Genomic DNA, 25986 nt, shown 5'->3' on the forward strand with positions numbered 1-25986 from the left:
CCCGCGCTGGCCCGGGTCCGGGGTCCGGTGCGCGGCACGCCGGATGGGCGATCACCGGAGGTGCTGCGGGAACGGCGGTCGGCGGCGCGGACCGCGGCGGACAGCGCGGCGTCAAGGTCAACGGCCAGCCCTGCTGAGGAGACCGCGGCGGCCGGCGGGAGGGCTCGGACGACCAGCAGGGCACCGCCCGGTAACGCTGCCAGCCGGGACCGGACAAGGTGTCGGAGCCGACGACGCACCCGGTTGCGGGTCACCGCGTTGCCGACCGCCTTGGAGACGATGAAGCCGGCCCGGGCACCGGAGCCACCGGTCGGCCCCGGTTGGTTGCCCGGCACCGCAGACGGCAGCAACAGGTGTACGACGAGTGAGCCACGGCCGGCCCGCCGACCCCTGCGTACGACCTCGGTGAAGTCGGCACGATTCCGTACGCGCTCAGCGGCGGCCAGCATGGCGGTTAGATCTCCACGACGCCCGCGAAGACCATCAGGCGGACAGGCGGGCGCGGCCCTTGGCGCGGCGGGTGGAGAGGATGGCACGGCCGGCACGCGTACGCATCCGCAGCCGGAAGCCGTGGGTCTTGGCACGCCGGCGGTTGTTCGGCTGGAAGGTGCGCTTGCTCACGTCAGACTCTCCGTCAGGTGTGGCTCCCGGCCGGCGGCCCGGAGTCAGATGATCAGACCGGCTGTCGGTCAGGCCGGCGGTTGGTCAGATCCGGCCGTTGGTCGGGCCGGCGGTTGGTCAGAACCGGCGGTGCAGATCTGATCCGGCCCGTTGGTCAGGCCGACGGTGCAGGTCTGCGCCAGTGCGCCGTAAGGGCACAACGCACCCGACTAGCTTATCAGAGGGGACCAGCGCCCACGGCTGGCCCGCCGCCGGCCACCGCCGGTGATCGGACCGTGGAGCGACGCGGCCTGTGCCGCTGCACGGTTTTCACCGAAACCGACAACGGGGACCGGCGACCGCCGGTTGAACGGTTGTGGACAACGCTGTTAGCGTGCCCGATTGCCGGTCAAGCATCAGACAGCACCTGGCACCGCTTCATCGGTACGAACCAGGCAGCCGGGCCGGTCGCCCGCGACGGTGATCGACACCGGGCGCCGAGCCGGCAGGGGGCAGGTTCGGCGGACGACGGGGAGCCGCAGTCAGCAGTACACACAGGTTGTGGATAACTTGTGGATGACGGTCAGTTCAGCGGCCCGCAGCATGGCTCGTCGTACCTGTTCGAGAGCGGGACCGATCCCGACCGGCGGCCGACACAGAGACAGTGCCGGCGGCCGGGTACTCGGATGCGATGGGGGTGGCGCTACGGTGGCCGAGACGATAGACCTCGGCGCGGTCTGGTTGGCGACCACGGACGAGCTGGCGGACGAGATCGTCTCCGCCCAGCAGCGGGCCTATCTGCGGCTCACCCGGCTGCGCGCCATCGTCGAGGACACCGCGCTGTTGTCCGTACCCGACGCGTTCACCCGCGACGTCATCGAATCGCGACTGCGCCCGGCGATCACCGAGGCGCTGTCGCGGCGGCTCGGTCGACCGATCCAGGTGGCGGTCACCGTCCGTCCGCCGGAGGACGGTCAGGGTCGACCGGTCGGCACGGTGTACGGCACCGCGACCGTCGAGACCCGGCTGCACCACCCGGACGAGCCCGACCCACGGCTGGGCCCGCCCCCGCCCGGACCGGACCACCGCGACACCGACAACCACCGCTGGGACCGCGAGGGCATCGCCGGACCCGAGGCGCCGGAGCCGATCAGCGGCGGGCCGGACACAGCCGACGGACCCCGTGCGCCGGAGCACCGCGTCGGCGTACCCGAGGCACTGGACGGCGCCACCAGCCGGCTGCCGGTGGTGCCGGCGGCCCGGACCGGCGACCAGGGCGCGCTCTTCGGTGACGACTACGCCGCCGGACCGCCAGGTCCGCAACGGCTCGACCACGACCTCGAACCGCCGACGCAGCAACGCCCGGCCCGGCCGCCGACCGGCTACCGCCCACCGGACCAACGGTACGGCGGCGTCGGCGACAGCCTGCCGACCAGCCCGCCCGACAGCGGCCCGGGGCGGGGTGGGCTGGACCACCGCGGCACCGGCCGGGACGACCGCCGGCTGACCGGACCGGGGGTGGACACCGGCGGGAACCGGCTCAACCCGAAGTACATGTTCGAGACGTTCGTCATCGGCTCCTCGAACCGGTTCGCGCACGCCGCGTCGGTCGCGGTGGCCGAGTCACCGGCGAAGGCGTACAACCCGCTGTTCATCTACGGCAGCTCGGGGTTGGGCAAGACCCACCTGCTGCATGCCATCGGTCACTACGCCACCACCCTCGGACACGCCCGGTCGGTGCGGTACGTGTCGACCGAAGAGTTCACCAACGACTTCATCAACTCGCTGCGTGATGACAAGACCAGCGCCTTCCAGCGCCGCTACCGTGACGTGGACATCCTCCTGATCGACGACATCCAGTTCCTGGAGAACCGGGAGCGGACCCAGGAGGAGTTTTTCCACACCTTCAACACGCTGCACAACGCGAACAAGCAGATCGTGATCACCTCGGACCGGTCGCCCAAACAGCTGGCCACCCTCGAGGATCGGCTGCGGACCCGCTTCGAGTGGGGGTTGCTCGCCGACATCCAGCCGCCCGACCTGGAGACCCGGATCGCCATCCTGCAGAAGAAGGCGGCCCAGGAGCGGCTGTACGCGCCGCCGGACGTGCTGGAGTTCATCGCGTCCCGGATCGCCAACTCGATCCGGGAGCTGGAGGGCGCGTTGATCCGGGTCACCGCATTCGCCAGTCTCACCCGGTCACCGGTCGAGCTGAGCCTGGCCGAGGAGGTCCTGCGGGACTTCATCCCGGACGGCGCCGGCCCGGAGATCACCGCCGACCAGATCATGGTGGCCACCGCCGACTACTTCGGGGTCAGCCTGGAGGACCTGCGCGGTAACTCACGCTCCCGGGTGCTGGTCAACGCCCGCCAGGTCGCCATGTACCTGTGTCGCGAGCTGACCGACCTGTCGCTACCCCGGATCGGACAGGCGTTCGGTGGCCGGGACCACACCACAGTGATGCACGCCGACCGCAAGATCCGACAGCAGATGGCGGAACGCCGGTCCCTCTACAACCAGATCGCCGAGCTGACCAACCGGATCAAGCAGATCGCCTGACGCCCCGCCGCCTGCCGGCGGCGCCGTCCACCGGTTGATCCGGCGAATCACGCACAGGTTCATCCACAGGTTTTCCACCGCCGCCGCCCGGCGGTGGATGGCGCCTGGATTCTGCCGACCGGTTGTCCACAGGCTGTGGACAACTCCTGGGGAAACCGCTGTGGACAATGACTCACAGTCACAAACTGTCCACAGGTCTACCCGTGCCTGTGGGGATCCTGTTGAAGGTTCTGGGGACGACGGACCGGCATGGTGCCGGCAGCTTGTCCACAGCTGGGGACGAACCCTCGGGATAACCGGTGGACAACCGGTGGATAACTCGGCACGGCTGTGGACGGCCGGGCAGCCTGTGGATAACGACCCCGGTTGTACCCAGCCCTCTCCACAGGTAATCCACCGCCATCGAACCAATCTGACCTGCGTAAACGCGAGATATCCACAGAGTGCACAGCCCCGACGAAGACGATGAGATTTATCTTCTAGACAACAAAAACCAATCACCGGCGTTGGGGATAGGTGTGGATGCAGCCGACCCGCTGCACCTGCCGGTCCGGTCGACCGGCAGAAGTCCGGGGCCGGACGCACGGGCCCGGCGGTCTGGCCTATCGTTCGGTGAGGTCCGTCGACCGATGACGGTCGAGCCGCCCAGGGACCGCCTCGGTCCGGCACCACCAAAGATCGTTCGATCGAGTCGACGCGGAGGCACGGCATGAAGTGCGGAGGCATGGGATGAAGTTCCGGGTGGAGCGCGATGCGCTCGCCGACGCGGTGGCCTGGACGGCCAAGAGCCTGCCGAACCGGCCGTCGGTGCCGGTGCTGGCCGGCGCGATGCTCCGGGTCACCGACGGTTCCCTGCAGGTCTCAGGATTCGACTACGAGGTCTCCAGCCAGGTGACCGTCGACGTGCAGGGCGACGCGGACGGCTCGGCCCTGGTCTCCGGTCGGCTGCTCGCCGAGATCACCAAGTCGCTGCCGGCCAAGCCGGTCGACATCGCGGCGGTCGGTGCGCATCTGGAGCTGGTCTGCGGCAGCGCCCGGTTCACCCTGCCGACCATGCCGGTGGAGGACTATCCGACCCTGCCCGAAATGCCGGCCAGCGCCGGCCGGGTCGACGCCCCGACGTTCGCCGCCGCGGTCGCCCAGGTCGCGGTGGCCGCCGGCCGTGACGAGACGCTGCCGATGATGACCGGGGTCCGGGTCGAACTCGAGGGCACCCGGCTCGCCATGCTCGCCACCGACCGGTACCGGCTGGCCATCCGGGAGATCGACTGGCAGCCGGACGATCCGGAGATCAGCCTGAACGCGCTGGTGCCCGCCCGTACCCTCGCCGACACAGCCAAGACGCTCGGTCCGATCGGCGGCGAGGTCACCATCGCGTTGGCACACGGCGGGGCCGGCGAAGGCATGATCGGGTTTGCCGGCGGCACCCGCCGGACCACCAGCCGGCTGCTGGACGGTGCCAACTACCCGCCGGTCCGGTCGCTCTTCCCGAGCAGCCACAACGCCGAGGCCCGGGTGGGCGTGAGTACTCTCGTCGAGGTGGTACGCCGGGTCGCCCTGGTCGCCGAGCGCACCACCCCGGTGCTGCTCAGTTTCAGCGCGGACGGGCTCGTCGTGGAGGCCGGCAACACCGAGGAGGCGCGGGCCAGCGAGGCGATGGAGGCCGCGTTCACCGGTGAGCCGCTGACCATCGGGTTCAATCCGCAGTACCTGATCGACGGCCTGCAGAACCTCGGCTCGGCCACGGCGGTGTTCACTTTCGTCGACGCGTTCAAGCCCGCAGTGATCTCGCCGGCCGGTGAGGACGATCAGATCATCCCCGGCTACCGCTATTTGATCATGCCGATCCGGGTAACCCGGTAACACCGGGACACCCGGTGGGCGACGATCGGGCAGCGACGAAGGGGGCACACCGTGCAGTTGGGCATCATCGGCCTGGGCCGGATGGGCGGCAACATGCGGGACCGGCTACGCGACGCCGGTCACCAGGCGTACGGCTATGACCGGGACCCGGCGGTCAGCGACGTCGCCAGCCTCGCCGAGCTGGTCGACCGGCTCGCCGCTCCGCGGGCCGTCTGGATGATGGTCCCGGCCCAGGTGACGTCGTCGGTCGTCGACGAGCTGTGCGGCCTGCTCGACGCCGGCGATCTGGTGATCGACGGCGGCAACTCGCGGTTCAGCGACGACGGGCCGCGCGCGGCCCGGCTGGCCGAGCACGGCGTCGGCTACCTCGACGTCGGGGTGTCCGGCGGGGTGTGGGGCCGGCAGGCTGGGTACGGGCTGATGGTCGGCGGCGACGCCGAGCACGTCCAGCGGATGATGCCGATCTTCGAGACGCTCAAGCCGCCGGCGAAGCACGGCTTCGTGCACGCCGGCCCGGTCGGTGCCGGACACTACGCGAAGATGGTCCACAACGGCGTGGAGTACGCGTTGATGCACGCCTACGCCGAGGGCTACGAGCTGATGCTGCAGAGCGAGCTGATCACCGACGTGCCCGGGGTGATCAAGTCCTGGCGGGACGGCACCGTGGTCCGGTCCTGGCTGCTGGATCTGCTGGACGCCGCGCTCGACGAGGACCCCCAACTGGCGGCGCTGCGCGGGTACGCCGAGGACACCGGCGAAGGGCGCTGGACGGTCGACGAGGCGATCCGGCTCGGGGTGCCGTTGAACGTGATCGCGGCGTCGCTGTTCGCCCGGTTCACCTCGCGGCAGGACGACTCTCCGGCGATGAAGGCGGTCGCCGCCCTGCGCAACCAGTTCGGCGGGCACGCCGTGCAGTCCAGCCCCTGACCTCCGTGTACGTTCGCCGTCTCGAACTGATCGACTTCCGCTCGTACCAGCGGGTCGAGCTCACCTTCGAACCGGGTGGCAGCGTGCTGGTCGGGCCGAACGGGGTCGGCAAGACCAACCTCGTCGAGGCGCTCGGCTACCTGGCGACGCTGGGTAGCCACCGGGTCGCCACCGACGCGCCGCTGGTCCGGGTCGGCGCCGACTCGGCGATCATCCGCTGCCTGGTCGTGCACGACCAACGGGAGCTGCTGGTCGAACTGGAGATCGTGCCGGGTCGGGCCAATCGGGCCAGGCTGGGCCGGTCGCCGACCCGCCGGGCACGGGAGGTGATCGGTGCGCTGCGGCTGGTGCTGTTCGCCCCCGAGGATCTGGAGATCGTCCGGGGCGACCCGGCCGAACGCCGCCGCTACCTGGACGAGCTGCTGGTCACCCGGCTGCCCCGGTTCGCCGGCGTGCGGGCCGACTACGACCGGGTGGTCAAGCAGCGCAACGCGCTGCTGCGCAGCGCGTACCTGGCCCGCAAGACCGGTGGTGACCGGGGCGGCGACCTGAGCACGCTAAGTGTCTGGGACGCCCATCTGGCCCGGCACGGAGCCGAGCTGCTTGCCGGCCGGTTGGAGCTGGTCACCGCGCTTGCCCCGCACGTGGCCAAGGCGTACGACGCGGTGGCGGCCACCAGCGCAGCGGCCGGCATCAGCTACCGGCCGTCGATCGAGCTGCCGGATGCCGGGACGGTTCCGCCGGCGGCGGACCGGTCCATGCTGGAGTCAGCGCTGCTGGCCGCGCTGGGCGAGGCCCGCCGCAGTGAGGTCGACCGTGGCGTCACCCTGGTCGGTCCGCACCGCGACGACCTGCATCTGACGATCGGCAGCCTGCCGGTGAAGGGGTACGCCAGCCACGGCGAATCCTGGTCCTGCGCGCTGGCGCTGCGGCTGGCCGCGTACGACCTGCTCCGCGCGGAAGGCATCGAGCCGGTCCTGGTCCTCGACGACGTGTTCGCCGAACTGGACAGCGGCCGCCGGGAACGGCTCGCCGAGTTGGTCGCCGGGGCCAGCCAACTGCTGGTGACCTGCGCGGTGGCCGAGGACGTCCCGGTAGCGTTGCGCGGGGCACGCTTCGAGGTCAGCCGCGGGGAGGTACGCCATGTCGGATGAGCCGCAGCACGGTGAGTCGGCGCAGGCTGCCAACCAGCCACCGATCCTGCCACCGCCGTCCACCGGCCCGCAGTTGGCCAGGGCGGTGCTTGACGCGGCCCGCGCCCGTCGGGGGGCGAATCGGCCCCGCCGCCGGACCGGTGGCGGCAGTGACGCGGGGGGAGCCGGGTCGGGCAGCCGACGACTGCGCGGCTACTCGGGTCCGGGGCCGGACCCCCGTGATCCCCAGCTGTTCGGCGACGTGCTGGCCCGGCTGGTCAAGGCGCGCGGCTGGCAACGGCCGGCTGCCGAGGCGACCGTCTTCGGTGCCTGGGAACGGGTGGTCGGGCCGGAGGTGGCCAAGCACAGCCGCCCGGTCAAGTTGGAGAACGGCGAGTTGACGGTCGAGGCGGAGTCGACCGCGTGGGCGACCCAGCTACGTCTGCTCGCCCGCTCGTTGCTGCGCCAGATCGCCGCTGAGGTCGGGCACAACGTGGTGACGAAACTGCACATCCACGGCCCGGCCGCGCCGTCCTGGTCGAAGGGTCCGCGGCGGGTCCGCGGTCGTGGCCCGCGGGACACGTACGGTTGATCCCATCCGGCCGGTCCGCTCCCTGGCCGACGCCGGTCGCCCGGAAGACGCCGGCCGCCCGAAATCAGGCTTCTGCGTCGGCGTAGACGGCGAAGCCGCGGTCGGCGCAGCGGCGGTAGAAGCGGGACAGCGCCGCCAGCTCCGACCGGGGGAAGCTCCACTGCGGCGCGTCACCGGCGTCGTCGCGTAGCGCGTCGAGCCGGCTGGCCAGCCAGCGCAGCTGCTGTTCGGCGAGCCGGGCCCCGGCGAGGGCGTCGCGCAGCACCGCTCCGACCGTGTCGAAGGTGACGGTGTCGCCGTACCGGTCATGGCCGTCGACGAACCGCTCCAGGCCGCCGGCGATCCAGGCACAGCCGTCCGGGTCGATCACCGGGTCCTCGTCCTCGGCGGCTGCCTCGGTGGCGTACAGCACTCCGGTCAGCCCCAGCAGCAGGTCCACCAGCTCGGTGTAGGCGGTGGCCCGGACACTGCCGGTCTTCGCGATGTAACCGGCGAGCGCGGCGGTCGGCGCCGCGACGTCGGCCTGCTCCGCCAGTTTGTCGAAGTCGACGAACTCGGCCGGTGCGACCGGTTCGTAGAATTCGCCGACCCGTGGCCATTGCACCGCGACGTTGTCCAGCCCCATCGCAAGCGTCACCCTTCTCCAGCTGGTGGCCCGGGCCGGGTGCGCATCCGAGATGCTGCTGTCCGGTGCGAGCCTGTGCGGTAGCGGCACTGTAGCGGCATCCGGGTAGTCGTTTCACCTTCAGGTGGCCCAGCGGGCCGCCGGACCGACGTTGCGGTGCCCCGTGGCCGTCCGAATGACGGATCTGATGCGTGTGGGGGTGGTCGCGGTGGGTGGGGTGCGGCCGGCTACGAACCTCTCAGCCGCTTTACGGGGGTGCCGCGTCCCGGTTATGTCGGCTCGGCACAGTAGGATCGGAGACAGAGACGAGGGAGACCCGCGCGGCGCGACGATCCGGAGCCCGCCTGGCAGGATCACCGACGAGGTGACCACCGGCAGCCGTGATCGCCAGACCGTACGGGGCCCAGCCGTTCGTGATCCGCGGGTCTGCTGCGGCGTACGGCGCGTTTCGCCACCCGTCGGCGATCCACCCGGAAAATGCGGGTTGTCGGCCATGGTGCCGGTTCGCGTCCGTCCGCCGTCGGAAGATTCGCCGAACCCCGCGTCCCTGTGCCGTCGCGGCCCAGAGGTGCGAGAAAGTGGCTGAGGGTGTCAGCGCAGAACAACCAGGAGTACGGCGCCGAGTCGATCACCGTGCTGGAGGGTCTCGAGGCGGTCCGCAAGCGACCGGGCATGTACATCGGGTCGACCGGTGAGCGCGGCCTGCACCACCTGGTCTGGGAGGTCGTGGACAACGCGGTCGACGAGGCGCTGGCCGGGCACTGCGACACCATCGAGGTGGTGCTGCTCGCCGACGGCGGGGTGCGGGTCACTGACAACGGCCGCGGTTTCCCGGTGGACCTGCATCCCAAGCTGAAGAAGCCGGGTGTCGAGGTCGCCCTGACCGTGCTGCACGCCGGCGGCAAGTTCGACGGTAAGGCGTACGCGGTCTCCGGCGGTCTGCACGGGGTCGGTGTCTCGGTGGTCAACGCGCTGTCCGTGAAGATGGAGGTCGAGATCCACAAGGACGGCCACGTCTGGCGGCAGCAGTACGCCAACTCGAAACCGACGCCGCTGGACAAGGGCGAGGCGACGAACCGGACCGGGTCCGCGGTCGCCTTCTGGCCGGATCCGTCGATCTTCGAAACCACCGAGTACGCGTTCGAGACGATCTACCGCCGGTTGCAGGAGATGGCCTTCCTCAATCGTGGGCTGACCATTCAGCTGCGGGACGAGCGGGTGGCTGATGAAGACGGGAAGCACCGTGAGGTGACTTTCTGCTACAAGGGTGGCATTTCGGACTTTGTCCGCCACCTCAACGCCTCGAAGAACCCGATCCATAAGAGCGTGGTCGAGTTCGGCGCGGAGGAGGAGGGCATGTCGGTCGAGCTCGCCATGCAGTGGAACGAATCATACGGTGAGTCGGTCTACACCTTCGCCAACACCATCAACACCCACGAGGGCGGCACCCACGAGGAGGGCTTCCGATCCGCGTTGACCAGCGTGGTCAACAAGTACGCCATGGACAAGAAGCTGCTCAAGGGTGACGAGAAGCTCTCCGGCGAGGACATCCGGGAAGGGCTTGCCGCGATCATCTCGGTCAAGCTGGCCAACCCGCAGTTCGAGGGCCAGACCAAGACCAAGCTGGGCAACACCCCGGTGAAGAGCTTCGTGCAGCGGGTCTGCAACGAGTGGCTCGTCGACTGGCTGGACCGTAACCCGGCCGAAGGCAAAATGATCATCACGAAGGCCACCCAGGCGGCCCGCGCCCGGATCGCCGCTCAGCAGGCCCGCAAGCTGGCCCGGCGCAAGTCGTTGCTGGAGTCCGGGTCGATGCCGGGCAAGCTGGCCGACTGCCAGTCCACCGATCCGCGCGAGTCGGAGGTCTTCATCGTCGAGGGCGACTCGGCCGGCGGCTCGGCCAAGCAGGGGCGGGATCCGCGTACCCAGGCGATCCTGCCGATCCGGGGCAAGATCCTCAACGTGGAGAAGGCCCGGATCGACCGGGTGCTGAAGAACAACGAGGTCCAAGCGCTGATCACCGCGCTGGGCACCGGCATCCACGACGACTTCGACATCGAGAAGCTGCGCTACCACAAGATCGTGTTGATGGCCGACGCGGACGTGGACGGCCAGCACATCCAGACGCTCCTGCTGACCCTGCTGTTCCGGTTCATGCGTCCGTTGGTCGAGTTGGGCCACGTCTACCTCGCCGCCCCGCCGCTGTACAAGATCAAGTGGAACCGGAAGGGCGACGACGCGCAGTACGCGTACTCCGACCGGGAGCGCGACGGACTGATCGTGCTGCGCCAGCAGAAGAAGCCGAACGCCAAGCCGGACGACATCCAGCGCTTCAAGGGCCTGGGCGAGATGAACTACCCCGAGCTGTGGGAGACGACGATGAACCCGGCGACGCGTACGCTGCGTCAGGTGACTCTGGACGACGCCGCAACCGCCGACGAGTTGTTCAGCGTTCTGATGGGTGAGGACGTCGAGGCGAGGCGCTCCTTCATCCAGCGCAACGCCAAGGACGTCCGCTTCCTGGACATCTAGCGCCCCGCGCGGCCGGGCGACCCCCGAACCGGTGCCGGCCCGGCCGCGTCATCAGCAACTTCGCCAGCTTCCACAGCCGTTGTCCAGCACGGTACGACGGTTTAAAGGTTGATAAGGGTTAACTGTGACGGATACTCCCGAGTCCTTTGGCAGCGAGCCGGATCCCGTGGCAGCCGCTGCGGCGGCGGTCGCCCGCCACGACCGCATCGAGCCGGTCGGGCTGGAAGTCGAGATGCAGCGCTCGTACCTCGACTACGCGATGAGCGTGATCGTCGGGCGGGCGCTGCCGGACGTACGGGACGGGCTCAAGCCCGTACACCGCAAGATCCTCTACGCCATGTTCGACTCGGGCTACCGGCCGGACCGGGGCTACGTCAAGTGCTCCCGGGTCGTCGGCGACGTGATGGGCCAGTTCCACCCGCACGGCGACTCGGCCATCTACGACGCGCTGGTCCGGATGGCGCAGCCCTGGTCGCTGCGGTACCCGCTGGTCGACGGCAACGGCAACTTCGGCTCCCCGGGCAACGATCCGGCAGCCGCGATGCGCTACACAGAGTGCAAGCTCGACCCGTTGGCGATGGAGATGCTGCGGGACATCGACGAGGACACCGTCGACTTCCAGGACAACTACGACGGGCGGGCCAAGGAACCGGTGATCCTGCCGGCCCGGATCCCCAACCTGCTGATCAACGGCTCCGAGGGCATCGCGGTCGGCATGGCCACCAAGATCCCGCCGCACAACCTGCGAGAGATCGCGGCGGCGGTGCAGTGGTGCCTGGAAAATCCGGAGGTCGACGAGGCCACCACGCTCGACGCACTGATCGAGATCGTCAAGGGTCCGGATTTCCCGACCGCCGGTCTGATCGTCGGCACCACCCCGATCCAGGACGCCTACCGCACCGGTCGCGGGTCGATCCGGATGCGCGCCGTGGTCGAGGTCGAGGAGGACAAGAAGGGCCGGACGTCGCTGGTCGTCACCGAGCTGCCGTACCAGGTCAACCCGGACAACCTTGCCGAGCGAGTCGCCGAGCTGATCAAGGAAGGCAAGATCGGCGGGATCGCCGACATCCGCGACGAATCGTCCGGGCGTACCGGCATGCGGCTGGTGCTGGTGCTCAAGCGCGACGCCGTCGCCAAGGTGGTGCTCAACAACCTCTACAAGCACACCCAGCTGCAGGAGACGTTCGGCGCCAACATGCTGGCCCTGGTCGACGGGGTGCCACGCACGCTGAACCTGGCGCAGTTCATCCGGTTCTACGTCGAGCACCAGATCGACGTGATCCGGCGGCGCACCGCGTACCGGCTGCGCAAGGCCGAGGAGCGGGCGCACATCCTGCGCGGTCTGGTCAAGGCGCTGGACATGCTCGACGAGGTAATTGCCCTGATCCGGCGGTCGCCGACGGTCGAGGACTCCCGGCAGGGCCTGATGCGGCTGCTCGACGTCGACGAGATCCAGGCCACCGCGATCCTGGACATGCAGCTGCGCCGGTTGGCGGCCCTCGAACGGCAGAAGATCATCGACGAGCTGGCCCGGATCGAGCTGGAGATCACCGACCTCAAGGACATCCTGGCCAAGCCCGAGCGGCAGCGGCGGATCGTCTCGGAGGAGCTCGGCGAAATCGTCGCCAAGTGGGGCGACGAGCGGCGGACGAAGATCGTGCCGTTCGACGGCGAGGTCTCGATGGAGGACCTGATCGCCCGCGAGGACGTGGTGGTCACCATCACCCGCACCGGGTACGCCAAGCGGACCAAGGTCGACCTCTACCGCTCGCAGCGCCGGGGCGGCAAGGGCGTCAGCGGTGCGACGCTGCGCCAGGACGACATCGTCAGCCACTTCTTCATTGCGTCCACCCATGACTGGATGCTGTTCTTCACCAACAAGGGCCGGGTCTACCGGGCGAAGGCGTACGAGTTGCCGGAGGCGTCGCGTACCGCCCGGGGGCAGCACGTGGCCAACCTGCTGGCCTTCCAGCCGGACGAACACATCGCCCAGGTCATCCGGATCCCGAACTACCAGGTGGCGCCCTACCTGGTGCTGGCGACCCGCAACGGCCTAGTCAAGAAGACCCGGCTGGAGGAGTTCGACTCGAACCGGTCCGGTGGCATCATCGGCATCAACCTGCGGGACGCCGACGAACTGGTCGGAGCGGCTCTCGCCGGCGGGGCCGACGACCTGCTGCTGGTCTCCAAGAACGCCCAGGCGATTCGGTTCACCGCGACCGACGAGGCGCTGCGCCCGATGGGCCGGGCCACGTCGGGGGTGATCGGGATGCGGTTCACCGACACCGACGAGCTGCTCGCCATGGCGGTCGTCCGAGAGGGGATGGACCTGGATGTTTTGGTCGCCACCAACGGCGGGTACGCGAAACGTACCCCGATCGAGGAGTATCCGGTGCAGGGCCGGGGAGGCAAGGGCGTGCTGACTGCAAAGATCACCGAGCGCCGCGGTGGTCTCGTCGGCGCGGTCGTCATCAGTCCGGGCGACGAACTCTTCGCGATCACCAGCAACGGTGGCGTGATCCGGACCCCGGTGAAGCCTGTACGACGTACCCGGGACCGGAACACAATGGGGGTCAAGCTCATGGACCTCCCAGACGGCGTGACCATCGTGGCCATTGCTCGCAATGCCGACGAGCCTGACGAACAGGACTAGTTGATGACGGAGACCCAGGCGAAGTCGGGGGGCACAGGATCCTCGGCGGCTCCGGTCGACGAGGAATCCGCCGCCGGAGGCACATCAACGGCCACCGGCCGCGCCGCTGTCGGCCGGGCCAGCGTGCCCGGTGATTCGCCGTCGCCCAAGTTCACCCGGGCGCCAGGGATGCCTCCCCCGCCCGACAGACCTGCCGACGACTCAGCCGGTGACACCGGCGACTCCGTCGACGGTTCGACCCGCGCCGGCGGCACCGGCGACAGCGCCACTCAGCTCGGCGGCAGCTCCGCCTCTTCCGGAAGATCGGCACCTCCTGTGACGTCGGCACCTCCTGTTTCATCCGCTCCGCCGGCCAGCTCCGGCAGCGGATTCACCGGTGGAGCGCTCGGCGCCACTGCGGCAAGTGGCACCCGACCGGGCGGTGGGCTCGGACCCACCGGGCAGTTCGGCACCATCGGCGGCACGGCCCGGGTGGGAACGGCCACCCCCGGCTCGCGGACCGGGCTGGGTTCGCCGACCGTACGCACGATCGGTGGTGCCGGCGCCGGCGCGGCGCGAGTCGGCCCGGACGGTGCCCGGACCGCGCGACCCGGGGTCAGCTCGGCTGCCTCGCGAGGGCCTCGTCGTGCTCGACTGAACCTGAAGCGGATCGACCCCTGGTCGGTCATGAAGTTCTCGTTCGCGGTCTCGCTGGTGCTGTTCATCGTGGTGATCGTCGCGACCTCGGTGCTCTACCTGGCGCTCGACGCGATGGGCGTGTTCCAGAGTGTCAACGCCAGCCTCGGTGACCTGATCGGCACCGGAGCCGGGGACGGTCCGAGCCTGCGGATCACCGCCCAGGGCGTGATCGGCACGGCGGCGTTGTTCGGGCTGATCAACGTGGTGCTCTACACCGCGCTGGCGACGCTCGGCGCGTTCATCTACAACGTCTGCGCCGACCTGGTCGGCGGGATCGAACTGACTCTGGCCGAGCGGGACTGACCTGGCCCACGCAGGGAAGTGGAGGACGGCCGGGCGGGTCGATACCCATTGGCCCCGGCCGTCCGCGATCCGGTAGTCTCCCCATGGTCCGGCGCTCCGTTCGCCGGGACGCCGGTGGCTTTCGCCCCGAGTTGGGGTGTAGGGCACGGGTGCGGTAACCTTGCTCGTCGCGTACGGGGCTATAGCTCAGTCGGTTAGAGCGCAGAGCTGATAACTCTGAGGTCGCTGGTTCGATTCCAGCTAGCCCCACTCCACGACAGTCGAGCGTAAGGGGACACGCCCCATGGTCAAGAAGCTCCTCATCATCGCCGGGGTCATCGGCGTAGCCGCGCTGATCGCCAAGAAGGTCAAGGAGACCAGCGACGAGCGTGCCCTCTGGCACGAGGCGACCACCGCTCCTGACCTTCGCTGATCCGACTCCGGTCCCCCGACGGCGGTCGGCACCGTTGGCGCGGGACCGCTCGGGGCCATAGCTCAACTGGCAGAGCACTGCCTTTGCAAGGCAGGGGTTAGGGGTTCGAGTCCCCTTGGCTCCACCCACGTTTTGGCTGGTCAGTGTGCCAGGGCATCGACCTTGGTCACGCTGACCAGCCGGGCCATGAACCAGAATCAGCGAATCGTCAGCAGAAGTCGCCGAACACGTCCCGTACGTCGTCGTGGTCGGCAGACGGGTGCACGTAGAGGTTGAGAGTCGTTGACGCGCGTTCGTGCCCCATCACCCGCTGAACGGGCGTCGACCGGTACCCCGTCGCTGATGAGCCACGTGGCATACGAGTGCCGCAGGTCGTGGAAGCGGAGCCCGCCAGCGGCCTTGAGCGCGACCTGGTCGACGGCTTCCCGCTCGGTCGCGAACTTGGCCAGCAATTCGACGCTGGACGCCGGACCTGTCGACGAAGGTTCGACCGCCTGAGTGGGCTGCCGTCCCGCGTGGCGAACACCAGCGCGGCCGGCTTGGGTTCTGCGGGCTGTGCGCCGAGTCGCGCACGCAGCTGCGCAACGATCGGGCAGTCTGGTGTTCACTACGGACATCGGGCAGTCCAACGCCACCCAGGCCTGCCGGCGGGTAGGCCAGGGGAACTAGGTAGTGTCCGTGGTCTGGCAGGTGGCCGACCAGGCAGGCGTGAGCGTACTGACCGGGTTGATCGACGACTACCAGCTGACGGTCCAGGCCAGCGCCTGAGCCGTGCGCCGGACGACGATCTGGGGGCGGCACAGCTGTGCCCACCGCGCGGTCGAGCGTGGTGGGCACAGCTGTGCGGTGTGGGCTTGTTGACCGTCAGCGCTCCCGGTTCGGATAGCGGCGACGTTGGGTCAGGTGGACGAGAATCACTCCGCCGACGATCAGCACCAGGCCGACGACCAGGAAGTTCATTGTGTTCGCACCGGTCAGTGCCAGCGGACTGGCTGACTCGTCAGCGTCCGCTTCGTTTGCGAGGTTGTCCACGGCCGGCGCATTGATTCCGCCGGCGGCGGCAGTCGGGCTCGGGTCCGCGCTCGGCTGTGCGGTCGGCTCTGGGGTCGGGTCGGCTTCGTTTTCCTCTTCGGCAGCGGGCTCGGTCGGCTCCGGCGTGGGCTCGGCGTCCTGCGTCGGCGGTGCCGGATCGTCGGTGATCTCCGCCTCGGGGCTGGCCGGCGCCGGTGTCTCCTCGGCCGGTGGTTCCTCGGCGGGCGGTTCGTTGGCGGGCGGTTCCTCGGCCGGTGGTTCCTCGGCGGGCGGTTCGTTGGCCGGTGGTTCCTCGGCGGGCGGTTCCTCGGCGGGCGGTTCCTCGGCCGGTGGTTCCTCAGCGGGCGGTTCCTCCGCTCCGCCGGCTCGGACCTCGATACGGACGGCGTCGATCGCCGGGGTCTGGTTGGCCCGCTGCATCATCGGGATCCGGTGCGATCCGTCACCGGCCCACGATGCGCACTGGGCGATCCCCTCCTGGGGCAGCCCGGGCACCTGGATGGTGACCACATCCGGCTCGGCACCGCCGCCACCGTCCTCGGTCGCGACGAAGAAGGCCGGCACCGGCTCCGGGTCGAGTGCCTCGGTGGTACTGGTCAGCATTCGGCAGGCGGTGTGGAAATGGCCGCGGGTCAGCCCGTCACCGGTCAGCAGCGCGGACTCCACGTAGTACCCGCCCTGAGCCGCCGGCAGGAAGCGGTCCCGGACCAGATTGCGGGTGCTGACCCGTAGTTGGAACGGTTCGCCGACGCCGACCGATTCCGGCGACTCGGTGATCAGCAGCGTCGGGTTCTGCTCTGCCGCACCGACCTCGCCGAACGCTGTCGAGACGCAGCGGCTGCCCACCTGGAAACCGTCGTGCGGCTCCAACGAGCTGTCGTCACATCCGGTACCGAGCACATCGAGTCCGTTGACCTGCTCGCTAGCCTTGCGATCCGTTCCAGCACTGGAGATCTGACTGACAGCGATCAGGACCCCGAAGGCGGACAGTGTTGCGACCGCGATGGCGGCGCGGCGCGCCCGTCCGCCCTTCGCGGGTCTGGCGGCGCGTCTGTGAGCCGGTTGTCCCATGTGCACACCTTCCGAATGCTCACCATGCTGTGATTTCTGTATTAGGCTCGGGCACGACGGTGCCGGCGGGGGTTTACCGGGAGCGGACGACTGGTCGTCCCAGGCCATACGCACACGTTAGGGAGCGGTTCAATCAAGAATCAACTTCAGCGCCAGAAATGATGATTTCTTGAGGCGCAAGTAAAGAAAACTTATGGCACCGGCCCTGAACGCTCGACATCACCCGAACGGCTGATGTCGGTGTAGTTACTGTCGGTAGTGGCCGGATGTTACCGGCGGTCGTCGTGCAGCAGCTTCTTCTGCACCTTACCCATCGCGTTGCGTGGCAGGTCGTCCACGATGCGCACTTCGCGTGGCCGCTTGTGGGCGGAGAGTTCGGTGGCCACGAAGTCGATCAGTGACTGTGGGGACACGCCCTCGGCCACCACGTACGCGACGACCCGTTGCCCGAGGTCGGCGTCGGGTGCGCCGATGACCGCCGCCTCGCGTACCGCCGGATGGGTCAGCAGCACGTTCTCCACCTCGCCGGCACCGATCCGGTAACCACCGCTCTTGATCAGATCGGTCGAGGCACGGCCGACGATACGGTGCCAGCCGACCCGGTCGATCGCCGCGACGTCGCCGGTGCGGAACCAGCCGTCCGGGGTGAAGTCGCCGCGCCCGGCGGCGCCGAGGTAGCCGTCGAACACCATCGGGCCGCGAACCTGCAGTTCGCCAATCGTTTCGCCGTCCGCCAGCAACTGCTCGCCACCCTCACCGGCCAGCCGGGTGTGTACACCGGCGAGCGGCGTACCGACCCAGCCGGGTCGCCGCTCGCCGTCGGCGCGGCTGCTGACCGTGATCAAGGTTTCGGTCATTCCGTACCGTTCGACCGGTGCCTGCCCGGTGAGCTCGGCGAGCGTGTGGAAGACCGGGGCGGGCAGGGCCGCCGAACCGGAGACGAGGAGCCGGGCGGCGCGTAACGCCCGTGCGGAGGGCCGGTCGGCGCAGATCCGGGACCAGATCGTCGGTACGCCGAAGTAGAGCGTGCCACCGGCGGCAGCGTACGCCTCAGGGGTGGGCCGGCCGGTGTGCACCAACCGGCAGCCGACGCGTAACGCGCCGATGACGCCGAGCACCAGACCGTGTACGTGGAACAGCGGCAGGCCGTGGACCAGGATGTCGTCCGGCGTCCACGCCCAGGCTTCGGCGAGGGCGTCGAGGTCGGCGGCGATGTTGGCGCTGGTGACCGGTACACCTTTCGGTGCGCCGGTGGTGCCGCTGGTGTAGAGGATCAGCGCGGGAGTGTCCGGCCCGGGCCCGTTGGGTGTCCGGCCGGTCGAGTGGCCCGGCTGATCGACTGGAGCGACGGTCAGACGCTGGCCGGGCCTGCCCCGGTCGGAGCCACCCCCGGCCGGCATCGTCGGGTCGGGGCCGAGCAGCAGTTGGGCCCCGGAGTCGCGCAGGATGTGGCCGCGTTCGACCGGGCCGGCGTCCGGCGGTACGGGGACCAGCGTGGTGCCGGCCAGCAGGCAACCGGTGAGCGCGACGACCGTGTCGAGGCTGGCGGTGGCGTCGACTGCGACGGTGTCGGCGTCGGCGACCTGCCCGGCGACGGCCGTCGCGGCTTCGAGTAGGTCGTCGCCGGACATCGACTGGTCGCCGACGGTGACCGCGGCCGGCCGGCCGGCCGGTTGCGTGAGGTTCAGCAACGCCATCTTCCCGACTCTCCTCCTGCCGGTGGGTGGACCGGCTCCGGTCCATTGTCGGGTCCGTGGCAGGGCTGCGCCGAACCGTCGCCGGGGCCGACCGCCCCGACGCGGTCCAGCGGCTGATCGACGCCGCCCCGCCCCGGCTGATCGATGTAGAGGTGACGACGGCCGACGGCGAGCCGGTGCTGGTCGGGCTGGCCTTCGGTTACGACCACCGGGTGACGACCGGGTCGGCGCAGTTGCTCGGTTGGAGCGTCGGTGAGATGGCGCTCGTCCCAGGTGAGTACCGGGTGACGCTGGCCGACGCCGAGCGGTACGCCGGTGACGGCGTGGCCGGGTTCGCCGTCGGTCCGCTGCCGCCGGAGCCGGACGGACGGGCCGCCGCCGCAGGTCTGGTCGGCCCGGCCGCCGGACTGCTGGTCTGCCTGGTCACCCTGATACTCCGGCAGCGGGCGACCAGCCGGGGGGCCCGACCGTGACTGCGACCGTGAGCCGATGCCCGGGTGTGACCAGATCGGTAGGGGGTGACGCCGATGGATCCGGACAAGCCGTTGCAGTCGTTGAGTGAATCCGAGCCCAGCAGTGCCCGGTGGGGTGAGCGGGCTGGCGCCGAGCAGGAGACGTACCGGCGCGAACCGGAGTGCCAACGGCATGAACATGAACGGCGGCTGGAGGAGGGACAGCGGTCCAGCGGCCCGCGCCGGCTGGGTGCCGGCCCGGCCCGCTGCCTGCCGTCGGTGGTGACGCTGCTGATCCGGCTGCCGTCATGACGAGCGCCGTACTGAAGTTCGTCAACCGGGTACGCCTACCGCTGCGTGGGCTGCTCACCGCCGGATCGGCGGCCGGCGGTGGACTGCTGCTGGTGCTCGGGTCGGTGCTGCCCTGGGTGACGGTGGCCCTGTGACGTCGAGCATGACCTGCGGGTGCTGGCCCGCCGCGCCGAGCGGCTGGCCAGCGCGGCCTGGGCTTCGAGGCGATCGAGAAGCAGCAGCGACTGCTGCGTCGCGCCCGGCGCCGTCCGGGCTGGCAGGATTCGCGCGGCTGTCCTGTTCATGACAGCCTGGGGACCGGTTCGTCGAAGCGGGGGAGGCGGCAGGTGCGGCAGCAGGTTCACTTCGTCACCGTGGCCACCGCCGACCTGGCCGCCGCGCGGCACTTCTACCGAGACGGGCTGGGCTGGCGTCCGACGCTCGACGTACCCGGGGAGATCATCTTCTTTCAGATCGGGCCGGGCCTGATACTCGGCCTGTTTGACGCGGACGCCTTCGGCCGCGACATCGACCCGGCTGCGGCGGTGGTGACCCGGCCGGGCGGGTTCACGCTGGCGCACAACGTGCCGACGCCGGAGGACGTCGACCGGGTGCTCGCGGAGGCGCGGGCGGCCGGTGGGACGGTCCTCAACCCGGGCCAGCGGGCCGACTTCGGCGGCTACCACGGGCACTTCGCCGACCCGAACGGCACGGTCTGGGAGGTCGCCTGCAACCCGGGCTGGCGGGTCGAGTCGGATGGCACCGTCGTGCTCGGCCCGGTCGATCAGATCAACTAGCTAGGGCTCTTTTCTGACTGCTACCGGTCAGTTCTGAAACACGTCGTCGGATTCCTGCCACAAATGTTCGTCGCTGCCTCCGGAAACTCATATGGCTTGTATTTCGGATGTATATCGGGATGCTATGGGATAAATGAGACGTGAAATCTCTGATTCTCTGTGGCGCTCTCTGATCACATGATGTCGAAGCGTTTGGTGAAATTTGGATCCAGCGGTTCTGGTTTGCATCTACCCAGCTCAGGCGGCAAGTTCCGCGAGTGTCCGTGATCAGTCATTCTGCTTGCGTTGTGATCAATGGAAATTTGCCAATACGCTGCTAGCGCCCAGATGGGTACCAAGACAAGGGAGGGTCTCTTGAAATCCACACTGCGCTGGTCGGCGATGGCCGGCCTGGCACTCGCGCTGGTCGTCACCGGCGCGCCGGCGGCCCAGGCGGAGTCGTCGCCGTTCAAGTCGGACGGCAACACGAGCACCGTCGCCCGCACCCTCGATGGCCGGGCGATCACCAACGCGAAGATCGCCAAGGAGGTCACCGACTTCTGGACCGAGGAGCGGATGGCATCGGCGGTCGACCTGACCTTCGCGAGGTCGGCGAAGGGTGTCGAATCGACGATCGTCGACGCCAAGCCCGACGGGCCGGCGGGTGCGGTGGCGCCGGTCGCGCCGAGCCTCGGCAGCCGCGGTGACGTCGGACTGATGCTCAACGAGTCGCAGGCCGTCGGCAAGGTCTACTTCACCACCCCCACCGGTGGCACCGCCTCCTGCTCAGCCAGCACCGTCGCCAGCGGCAAGCGCCGGTTGGTGATGACCGCCGGGCACTGTGTCCACCAGGGCCCTGGCGGACAGTGGTACAGCAACTGGCAGTTCGTCCCGCGTTACCGCAACGGCGTGCGGCCGTACGGCACTTTCGTGGCGAACAGCCTGAACACCCGTACCGCGTGGATCACCAGCGGAAGCTTCGCCGAGGACATGGGCATCGCCATCATGAACAACGGTGGCATCTTCGGCGCCAAGGTCGTCGACACCGTCGGTGGCCACGGACTGCGCTGGAACTACAGCTACAGCGTCTATGTCACCGCTCTCGGATACCCGTCCAACCTGGGCGGCGGTGAGAGCCAGTACTACTGCCAGGGCACCACGTGGAACCCCGGCGGTCAGCAGATCCGGATGTACTGCAACATGACGTACGGTTCCAGCGGCGGACCCTGGCTGCAGGAATACAACGACTCGACCGGCTACGGGTACATCAACAGCGTGGTCAGCCACGGTGACAACCCGGGCAATGGTCAGTTCGACGGCCCGTACTTCGACAACGACATCAAGAGCCTGTACGACTTCGCCGAAGGCCTTTCGCCGGCCTGATCCGACCCGTCCACCTGATCCGTCCCGTCCAAAGGTAGCCTCGGCCGATCCGGCCGGGGCTACCCCCGCTGCCAGTCCGTCAGCGGCTGCCAATCCGCTGATTGGCAGCCGCTGATTGGCGTGGCCTGTCCTCCGCCGCGAACCAACGTCGTTGTCACCGGTACGGTCACCGGTGCTCAGCGGCTCGTTGTACGACCTCCTCGGTCGTCAACGGGCTGTGCGGGTGGTGGCTCAGGCACATCGGCGCCTGCAGCTTGACGAACCGCGCGCCCTCCACCGCTGCGTAGAACTGTCCGGTAGCCATCTTGCCGACGTCAGGGATGTCGGTACCCTTGGCCCGCGCGACGTCACGGGCCGCCTCGATCTGCACAGGTGCGGTCAACAGGCCGAAGAACTGGGTGGCAGCGTTGCCGGGGATCTGATTGTGCAGCGCCTTCGGGGCCTGGGTCGCGAAGACCAGACCGAGCCCGTACTTACGGGCCTGTGACGTCAACGCGAGGGTGCTCTGGGTGCAGGCGGTGACCGAGCCGGATGGTGCGAGGGTCTGGGCCTCATCCATCACGAACAGTCCGCCGAGTGGCCGGTCGCCGGCCGGATTTCGCTTGATCCAGGTGAACAGGGCGAGCTGTAACTGGTTGACAAAACTCTGCCGCTGGTGGTCGTGTGGCAGTCCGACGAAGCTGATCACCGAGACGCGGGCGTGTCGCCCCGGCGGCGGCGTGAGTAAGGTGCCCGGGTCGACGGGAGTGCCGTCACCGCCGAGCAGCGGATCCTCGATCAACGCTGCCTTCAGCAGCTGCGCCATGCCTGCTGCCAGCTTCGGCGCGCTGTCGAGCTGGCTGACCCCGTCCGGTAGATCGTTCAACAGCTCGGTGAACGCCTGCAGGTCGCTGCCACCGTTCTGGACGTACCCGGTCAGCGCCTCACGCAGCACGGCCCGCCCCAGCCTCGCCTTGTCGGTGCCGCCGTCGACCCGGGCATGTGGCGCGAGCGTGGCGACGGCTGAGTCGACGGCGGCGCGGAACCCGTCGGGGTCGTCGAGCACGTCACCGAAGTTCGGCAACGGTTGAAAACTCAGCGGGCGGCCAGCACGACGCCCAGGCGTCCAGACGGCCACGTCGGTGCCGGCCAGGTAAGCGGCAGCCCGATCAGGATCCTCCGGACCCCAGCCGGTCGGCGGCTCCGGCCAGGCATCGCCGAGTCGGGCGAGGTCGTTGTTCGGGTCCAGCACGATCGCGGACACGCCACGCAGCGCGCACTCCTCGACAAGCCGGCGGATCAGCACCGTCTTGCCGGATCCCGAGCCAGCGAATATCACCGTGTGCCGACGCAGTGACTCCAAGCCCATCCGGACCGGTTCCGCCCGGCCGGCGACGGACCCGATCGTCAACTGGGGCGGGTCGATCCCGGCCGGCACCGCCAGCTTCTCGGCGGGCCCCCCTCGACCAGCGGACGAGTTCCCGCTAGCCGCCGGCCGCACCGATACGGAGGCCCGGCCGACCGCCCGCACCGGCGGGCCGACCGGTTGCATGGCCGGATCGGGCTCGGTTGGTGCCGTCGTGTCGTGACTGTCAGCATGGCTGTACCTGCCGGCGTCGGCACCGCCATCGAGCGCGTCGCGTAGGAAGGCGACGGTGGAGGCCGGCTGCCGGGTGGCGAACCATGGCCGCAGCCGTTCCAACCCGTACTGCTGAATCAGCCGTTCCAGGGCGGCAAGGCGCCTGATGTCCGCGGTGGGGAAGGGAAGCGTCCGCCCGCCGGCTCTGGTGAACGCGTCGAGCAGTTCCCGGGTACGTGCACCGGCCGACCAGTCCGCGCTGCGGAGCAGGAAGAGTCGCCGCTTGGTGACCCCCTCGGTCAACCCGGCGGTGGTCATGGCGTTGCGGATCCGGTTGAGCGCCGCAATGTGGTGCGGGGCGCAGACGGCCCGGAACGACCAGTGCTCTTCGTCCTCGGTCTCCTCGTCGAGCATCCGCCGTAACCGGGCGTGCAGAGCCGGCTTGCCGCTGAACGGCAGCGGGTCGAGGCTGAACTCAGCGGCCGATCCGCCCTGGGCGGCGATCCACGCGGTCAACCCGGCCTGTAGCAGCGCCGGCACGCTCAGGTCCTCGCTGGACGGCTGCACCGCGCTTGCGGTCTCGGCTGACTCGATCAACTCGGCGTAGCTGATGTCGATCTTGACGAACTGGTCGGACTCGGCCGGCACCGGCTGCGCGGCGCCCTGCACCTCGGACTTGTCGGACCGATCGGGTGTGGAAACGGCATCGGACCTCGTGGCCGGGCCGTCGTTTCCGGACTGCGCGAGCAGCAGGTGGGCGAGCTCGCGCACCTGCCCGTCGGCCAGGCAGGAGCGCACCTGGGTGTCGATCCGACGGAGCAGTTCGCGCGGCGTGAACTGGATTACCTCAGCGAAGGCGGACGGGTGAATCGGCCACGTCGGGTACGGCGGGGTGAAGCCCAGCTCGTCGAAGACCAGGCCGAACCGCTTCTCCACCAGCTCTCGGCCGATCTCCGGCGACGGAATCTTCTTGAGCCGTACCGCTTCGCGGAACCGATCCTGCACGGTGTCGGTGGCCTGTTCCTTGATGTTCTGCCAGGTGTGCGGCAGGCAGGAGACGATTGACAGCGAGCGACGCATTGTTTCCCGTAGCGACATCAACCCGGTCGCCACCTGCTCCAGGAGCAGCGAAGCCTGCCAGTCGACCTCACCACGGGTCTCGAGGCTGGTCGACTTCACTGACTGCGCGACAAGCAGGTCTATCTGGTCGACTGCGACGACTGTCGGGCCAACCATCGCCAGCAGCCGGGACGTGTCGCGAACCACTTCCTGGGGAGCCCGCCGGTGGCGTCGCATACCCCAGTCGGTCCGAGCGCCGACTTCCTCCTCGTCGTTCGAGCAGAGGAAGTCGTGGCCGACATCCTGCGCGGTGCCGATGTCCGAGGCGAACAGAACCAGCGCCCGTGCCGTGTCCTGGCATTCAGTGCCGATGTGGCGGTCGGTCTTACGGATCTGATCAACAAAGGCATCAAGGGCATGCCGGGTGAGTTCACCATCGCCGGTGATGGCCCGGCGGACGGCTCTCGGCGCCTTGATCTTGTCTGCCAGCCGGAGAAGGAAGCTGCGCACCTGGGTCGTACCGTCGGGCAGCGGCCGAGCGAAACCATCTATCATCGACAGCGCCGCGCTGCGCCAGAAGGCGCTAGCCTCCAGCAGGCTTACCAGGAAAAAGAAGCCTCCGGCTCCCTGTACGCGGTGGCGCACCTCGCCGAGCAGGTGCGTCTTACCGGTGCCGCGTTGCCCGAGGATCGCCAGTCCCACCGGGCTGGAGTCGATCGTGTGGTGGGCTTCGGCAAAGCTCTCCATCACCAGCTGGACGATTTCGTGGTGCAGCCCGTCGACGTGAAACGGGGCTGGCTTCCAGACGTCGTCCGGGGTGGGTGCCCAGTTGAACCGGAGCGCGGCGAGGGCGCGCCGTTCCTGCTCCGTCATCATGACGAGATGGCAATGAGGTGCTTGTCCTGGTTGCCGATGCTCACTGCTGCTGCACGGTTTTGTGGCGTGAGTGACTTCTGGTTGGACTCCGGGATCAGGTCAACGTCGGGGTCCTGGTTGAGCTTGATCAGCGCGGCGTCGAGATCGTCGCGAGACAGATCGGCGAGCGCGGCCCGCAGCGCGGCCAGCATGACGTAGTCGCCGGGCTTGTCGATCAGCTCGTGGTACGCCCGCCGGATCCGCGTGGCCGCGTCGACCTGGCTCGCTTCGCTGCCGTTGGCCGGCGTCGCGACCGGCTCTGCCGGGTCAGTGGTGGAAGCGATTTCGTTGGGCTTGAACTGCATCCGGAACAGGTCGTCGGCTGGCACGCCCGAGTGGTCGATCAGCCGACGAACGAAGTCGAGCACCGTGTAGAGCGTCGCACCGGCGGTGCCGGCACCCTTCGGTGGCTCGTCCTTGCTCAACTCCGCCTTGGCCGCCCGCCACCCGCTGTCGGTCAGGTGCAGGGTGATCGGCTTCTCCGTCACCTCGATCAGCCCGAGGGATTTCAGGGCGCGGCGATGGGTCGCTTTGAACCCGGTGACGCCCGCGACGTTGATCAGGTAGCTCTGCTGCAGTGGAGCGGCCTTGACCATCAGGTTGATGAGTACGCACCGCTCGACGAGGGTGAGTTCCTTCTCCGACATGCGGTGCTCCTCAAGGGGCGTGAGCGGTCGCATCGACATGGCGATGATCAATAGCTCGGGGTGGCCGGGAAGATGGGTGCTGGGCCGGGGGCGGCTGGGCACTGGCCGATTCTGCCGATACCGCCGGATCGGCGCAAGGTCCGTCCGTGCGGCGCAGATAGCTGACACTCCGCGATGAGTTGATCTTCAATGTCGCAGGGCAGGAGGTCACCTGAAACACCTGTTCGC

The 25986-nt window shown here is 68.9% G+C and carries 20 protein-coding genes, 2 tRNA genes and 1 pseudogene; 16 read left to right on the forward strand and 7 right to left on the reverse strand.

The window, feature by feature from the left end; genetic code table 11:
* Positions 1-65: 65 nt before the first annotated feature.
* Positions 66-449 (reverse strand): annotated as a pseudogene (gene rnpA, locus ACFHWS_RS09720) (ribonuclease P protein component); the annotation flags it as partial.
* A gap of 34 nt (positions 450-483) precedes the next feature.
* Positions 484-621 carry a 50S ribosomal protein L34 gene (gene rpmH / locus ACFHWS_RS09725; protein WP_123606641.1) on the reverse strand — a complete coding sequence of 46 codons (138 nt, stop codon included), beginning with the start codon at positions 619-621 and terminating at the stop codon, positions 484-486.
* A gap of 687 nt (positions 622-1308) precedes the next feature.
* Here rpmH and dnaA point away from each other — a divergent pair.
* The 5 genes from dnaA to ACFHWS_RS09750 all read left to right on the forward strand — a co-directional run bounded on the left by dnaA (position 1309) and on the right by ACFHWS_RS09750 (position 7674).
* Positions 1309-3159, forward strand: a complete 1851-nt coding sequence (dnaA, locus tag ACFHWS_RS09730; protein WP_416550897.1) for a chromosomal replication initiator protein DnaA — start codon at positions 1309-1311, stop codon at positions 3157-3159.
* 729 nt (positions 3160-3888) lie between these two features.
* The gene (dnaN, locus tag ACFHWS_RS09735) at positions 3889-5022 is read left to right on the forward strand and encodes a DNA polymerase III subunit beta (RefSeq protein ID WP_416550898.1); all 1134 of its coding nucleotides are present in this window, start codon (positions 3889-3891) and stop codon (positions 5020-5022) included.
* Between the two features lie 51 nt (positions 5023-5073).
* Positions 5074-5949, forward strand: coding sequence for a phosphogluconate dehydrogenase (NAD(+)-dependent, decarboxylating) (gene gnd / locus ACFHWS_RS09740; protein WP_416550899.1), 876 nt, complete (start codon positions 5074-5076; stop codon positions 5947-5949).
* Positions 5950-5954: 5 nt separating this feature from the next.
* Positions 5955-7103, forward strand: coding sequence for a DNA replication/repair protein RecF (gene recF, locus ACFHWS_RS09745; protein ID WP_416550900.1), 1149 nt, complete (start codon positions 5955-5957; stop codon positions 7101-7103).
* Positions 7093-7674 (forward strand): DciA family protein, encoded by a 582-nt coding sequence (locus tag ACFHWS_RS09750; RefSeq protein ID WP_416550901.1) that lies wholly within the window; start codon positions 7093-7095, stop codon positions 7672-7674. The genes recF and ACFHWS_RS09750 overlap by 11 nt, the downstream gene beginning before the upstream one ends.
* 64 nt (positions 7675-7738) lie before the next feature.
* Here ACFHWS_RS09750 and ACFHWS_RS09755 read toward each other — a convergent pair whose 3' ends face one another.
* Entirely contained in the window at positions 7739-8299 is a 561-nt protein-coding gene (locus ACFHWS_RS09755; RefSeq protein WP_416568060.1) for a hypothetical protein, read from the reverse strand.
* Between the two features lie 588 nt (positions 8300-8887).
* Between ACFHWS_RS09755 and gyrB the strand changes: the two genes are divergently transcribed.
* From gyrB to ACFHWS_RS09785, 6 genes are all read left to right on the forward strand, one after another.
* Positions 8888-10831, forward strand: a complete 1944-nt coding sequence (gyrB, locus tag ACFHWS_RS09760) for a DNA topoisomerase (ATP-hydrolyzing) subunit B (protein ID WP_416568047.1) — start codon at positions 8888-8890, stop codon at positions 10829-10831.
* 124 nt (positions 10832-10955) lie between these two features.
* Complete coding sequence (gene gyrA, locus ACFHWS_RS09765; RefSeq protein ID WP_416550902.1) at positions 10956-13484, forward strand: DNA gyrase subunit A; 2529 nt, start codon at positions 10956-10958, stop codon at positions 13482-13484.
* 3 nt (positions 13485-13487) lie between these two features.
* Positions 13488-14465, forward strand: a complete 978-nt coding sequence (locus ACFHWS_RS09770; RefSeq protein ID WP_416568048.1) for a DUF3566 domain-containing protein — start codon at positions 13488-13490, stop codon at positions 14463-14465.
* 175 nt (positions 14466-14640) lie between these two features.
* Positions 14641-14714: transfer RNA gene (locus ACFHWS_RS09775), tRNA-Ile, on the forward strand.
* Between the two features lie 34 nt (positions 14715-14748).
* Positions 14749-14877 carry a DLW-39 family protein gene (locus ACFHWS_RS09780; protein WP_282233038.1) on the forward strand — a complete coding sequence of 43 codons (129 nt, stop codon included), beginning with the start codon at positions 14749-14751 and terminating at the stop codon, positions 14875-14877.
* A 51-nt stretch (positions 14878-14928) separates the two neighbouring features.
* Positions 14929-15001, forward strand: a tRNA-Ala gene (locus ACFHWS_RS09785).
* Positions 15002-15741: 740 nt separating this feature from the next.
* Here the strand turns inward: ACFHWS_RS09785 and ACFHWS_RS09790 are convergent.
* Positions 15742-16809, reverse strand: a complete 1068-nt coding sequence (locus ACFHWS_RS09790; protein ID WP_416568049.1) for a hypothetical protein — start codon at positions 16807-16809, stop codon at positions 15742-15744.
* A gap of 440 nt (positions 16810-17249) precedes the next feature.
* The gene (locus ACFHWS_RS09795; protein ID WP_416568050.1) at positions 17250-18677 is read right to left on the reverse strand and encodes an acyl-CoA synthetase; all 1428 of its coding nucleotides are present in this window, start codon (positions 18675-18677) and stop codon (positions 17250-17252) included.
* Between the two features lie 56 nt (positions 18678-18733).
* On the opposite strand from ACFHWS_RS09795, the gene ACFHWS_RS09800 reads away from it, so the two are divergent.
* The 5 genes from ACFHWS_RS09800 to ACFHWS_RS09820 all read left to right on the forward strand — a co-directional run bounded on the left by ACFHWS_RS09800 (position 18734) and on the right by ACFHWS_RS09820 (position 21579).
* A complete protein-coding gene (locus tag ACFHWS_RS09800) occupies positions 18734-19150 on the forward strand; it encodes a hypothetical protein (protein WP_416568051.1) in 417 nt (138 codons plus the stop codon).
* A 54-nt stretch (positions 19151-19204) separates the two neighbouring features.
* A complete protein-coding gene (locus ACFHWS_RS09805; protein WP_416550907.1) occupies positions 19205-19441 on the forward strand; it encodes a hypothetical protein in 237 nt (78 codons plus the stop codon).
* Positions 19438-19575 carry a hypothetical protein gene (locus ACFHWS_RS09810; protein ID WP_416550908.1) on the forward strand — a complete coding sequence of 46 codons (138 nt, stop codon included), beginning with the start codon at positions 19438-19440 and terminating at the stop codon, positions 19573-19575. Before ACFHWS_RS09805 ends, ACFHWS_RS09810 begins: the two co-directional genes overlap by 4 nt.
* 192 nt (positions 19576-19767) lie before the next feature.
* Positions 19768-20217, forward strand: coding sequence for a VOC family protein (locus tag ACFHWS_RS09815; protein ID WP_416550909.1), 450 nt, complete (start codon positions 19768-19770; stop codon positions 20215-20217).
* 327 nt (positions 20218-20544) lie between these two features.
* Positions 20545-21579, forward strand: a complete 1035-nt coding sequence (locus ACFHWS_RS09820) for a trypsin-like serine peptidase (RefSeq protein ID WP_416550910.1) — start codon at positions 20545-20547, stop codon at positions 21577-21579.
* 166 nt (positions 21580-21745) lie between these two features.
* On the opposite strand, the gene ACFHWS_RS09825 is transcribed toward ACFHWS_RS09820, so the two are convergent.
* Together ACFHWS_RS09825 and ACFHWS_RS09830 are read right to left on the reverse strand one after the other, a co-directional pair.
* On the reverse strand, positions 21746-25072 hold the full coding sequence (locus ACFHWS_RS09825) for an ATP-binding protein (RefSeq protein WP_416568052.1): 3327 nt from the start codon (positions 25070-25072) through the stop codon (positions 21746-21748).
* Positions 25069-25758: a hypothetical protein gene (locus ACFHWS_RS09830; RefSeq protein WP_416550912.1), complete on the reverse strand. Its 690-nt coding sequence runs from the start codon at positions 25756-25758 to the stop codon at positions 25069-25071. The genes ACFHWS_RS09825 and ACFHWS_RS09830 overlap by 4 nt, the downstream gene beginning before the upstream one ends.
* Positions 25759-25986: the final 228 nt, after the last annotated feature.

This window comes from Micromonospora sp. LOL_013 (assembly GCF_048060315.1).
In the GTDB taxonomy this organism is placed as follows: domain Bacteria; phylum Actinomycetota; class Actinomycetes; order Mycobacteriales; family Micromonosporaceae; genus Micromonospora_E.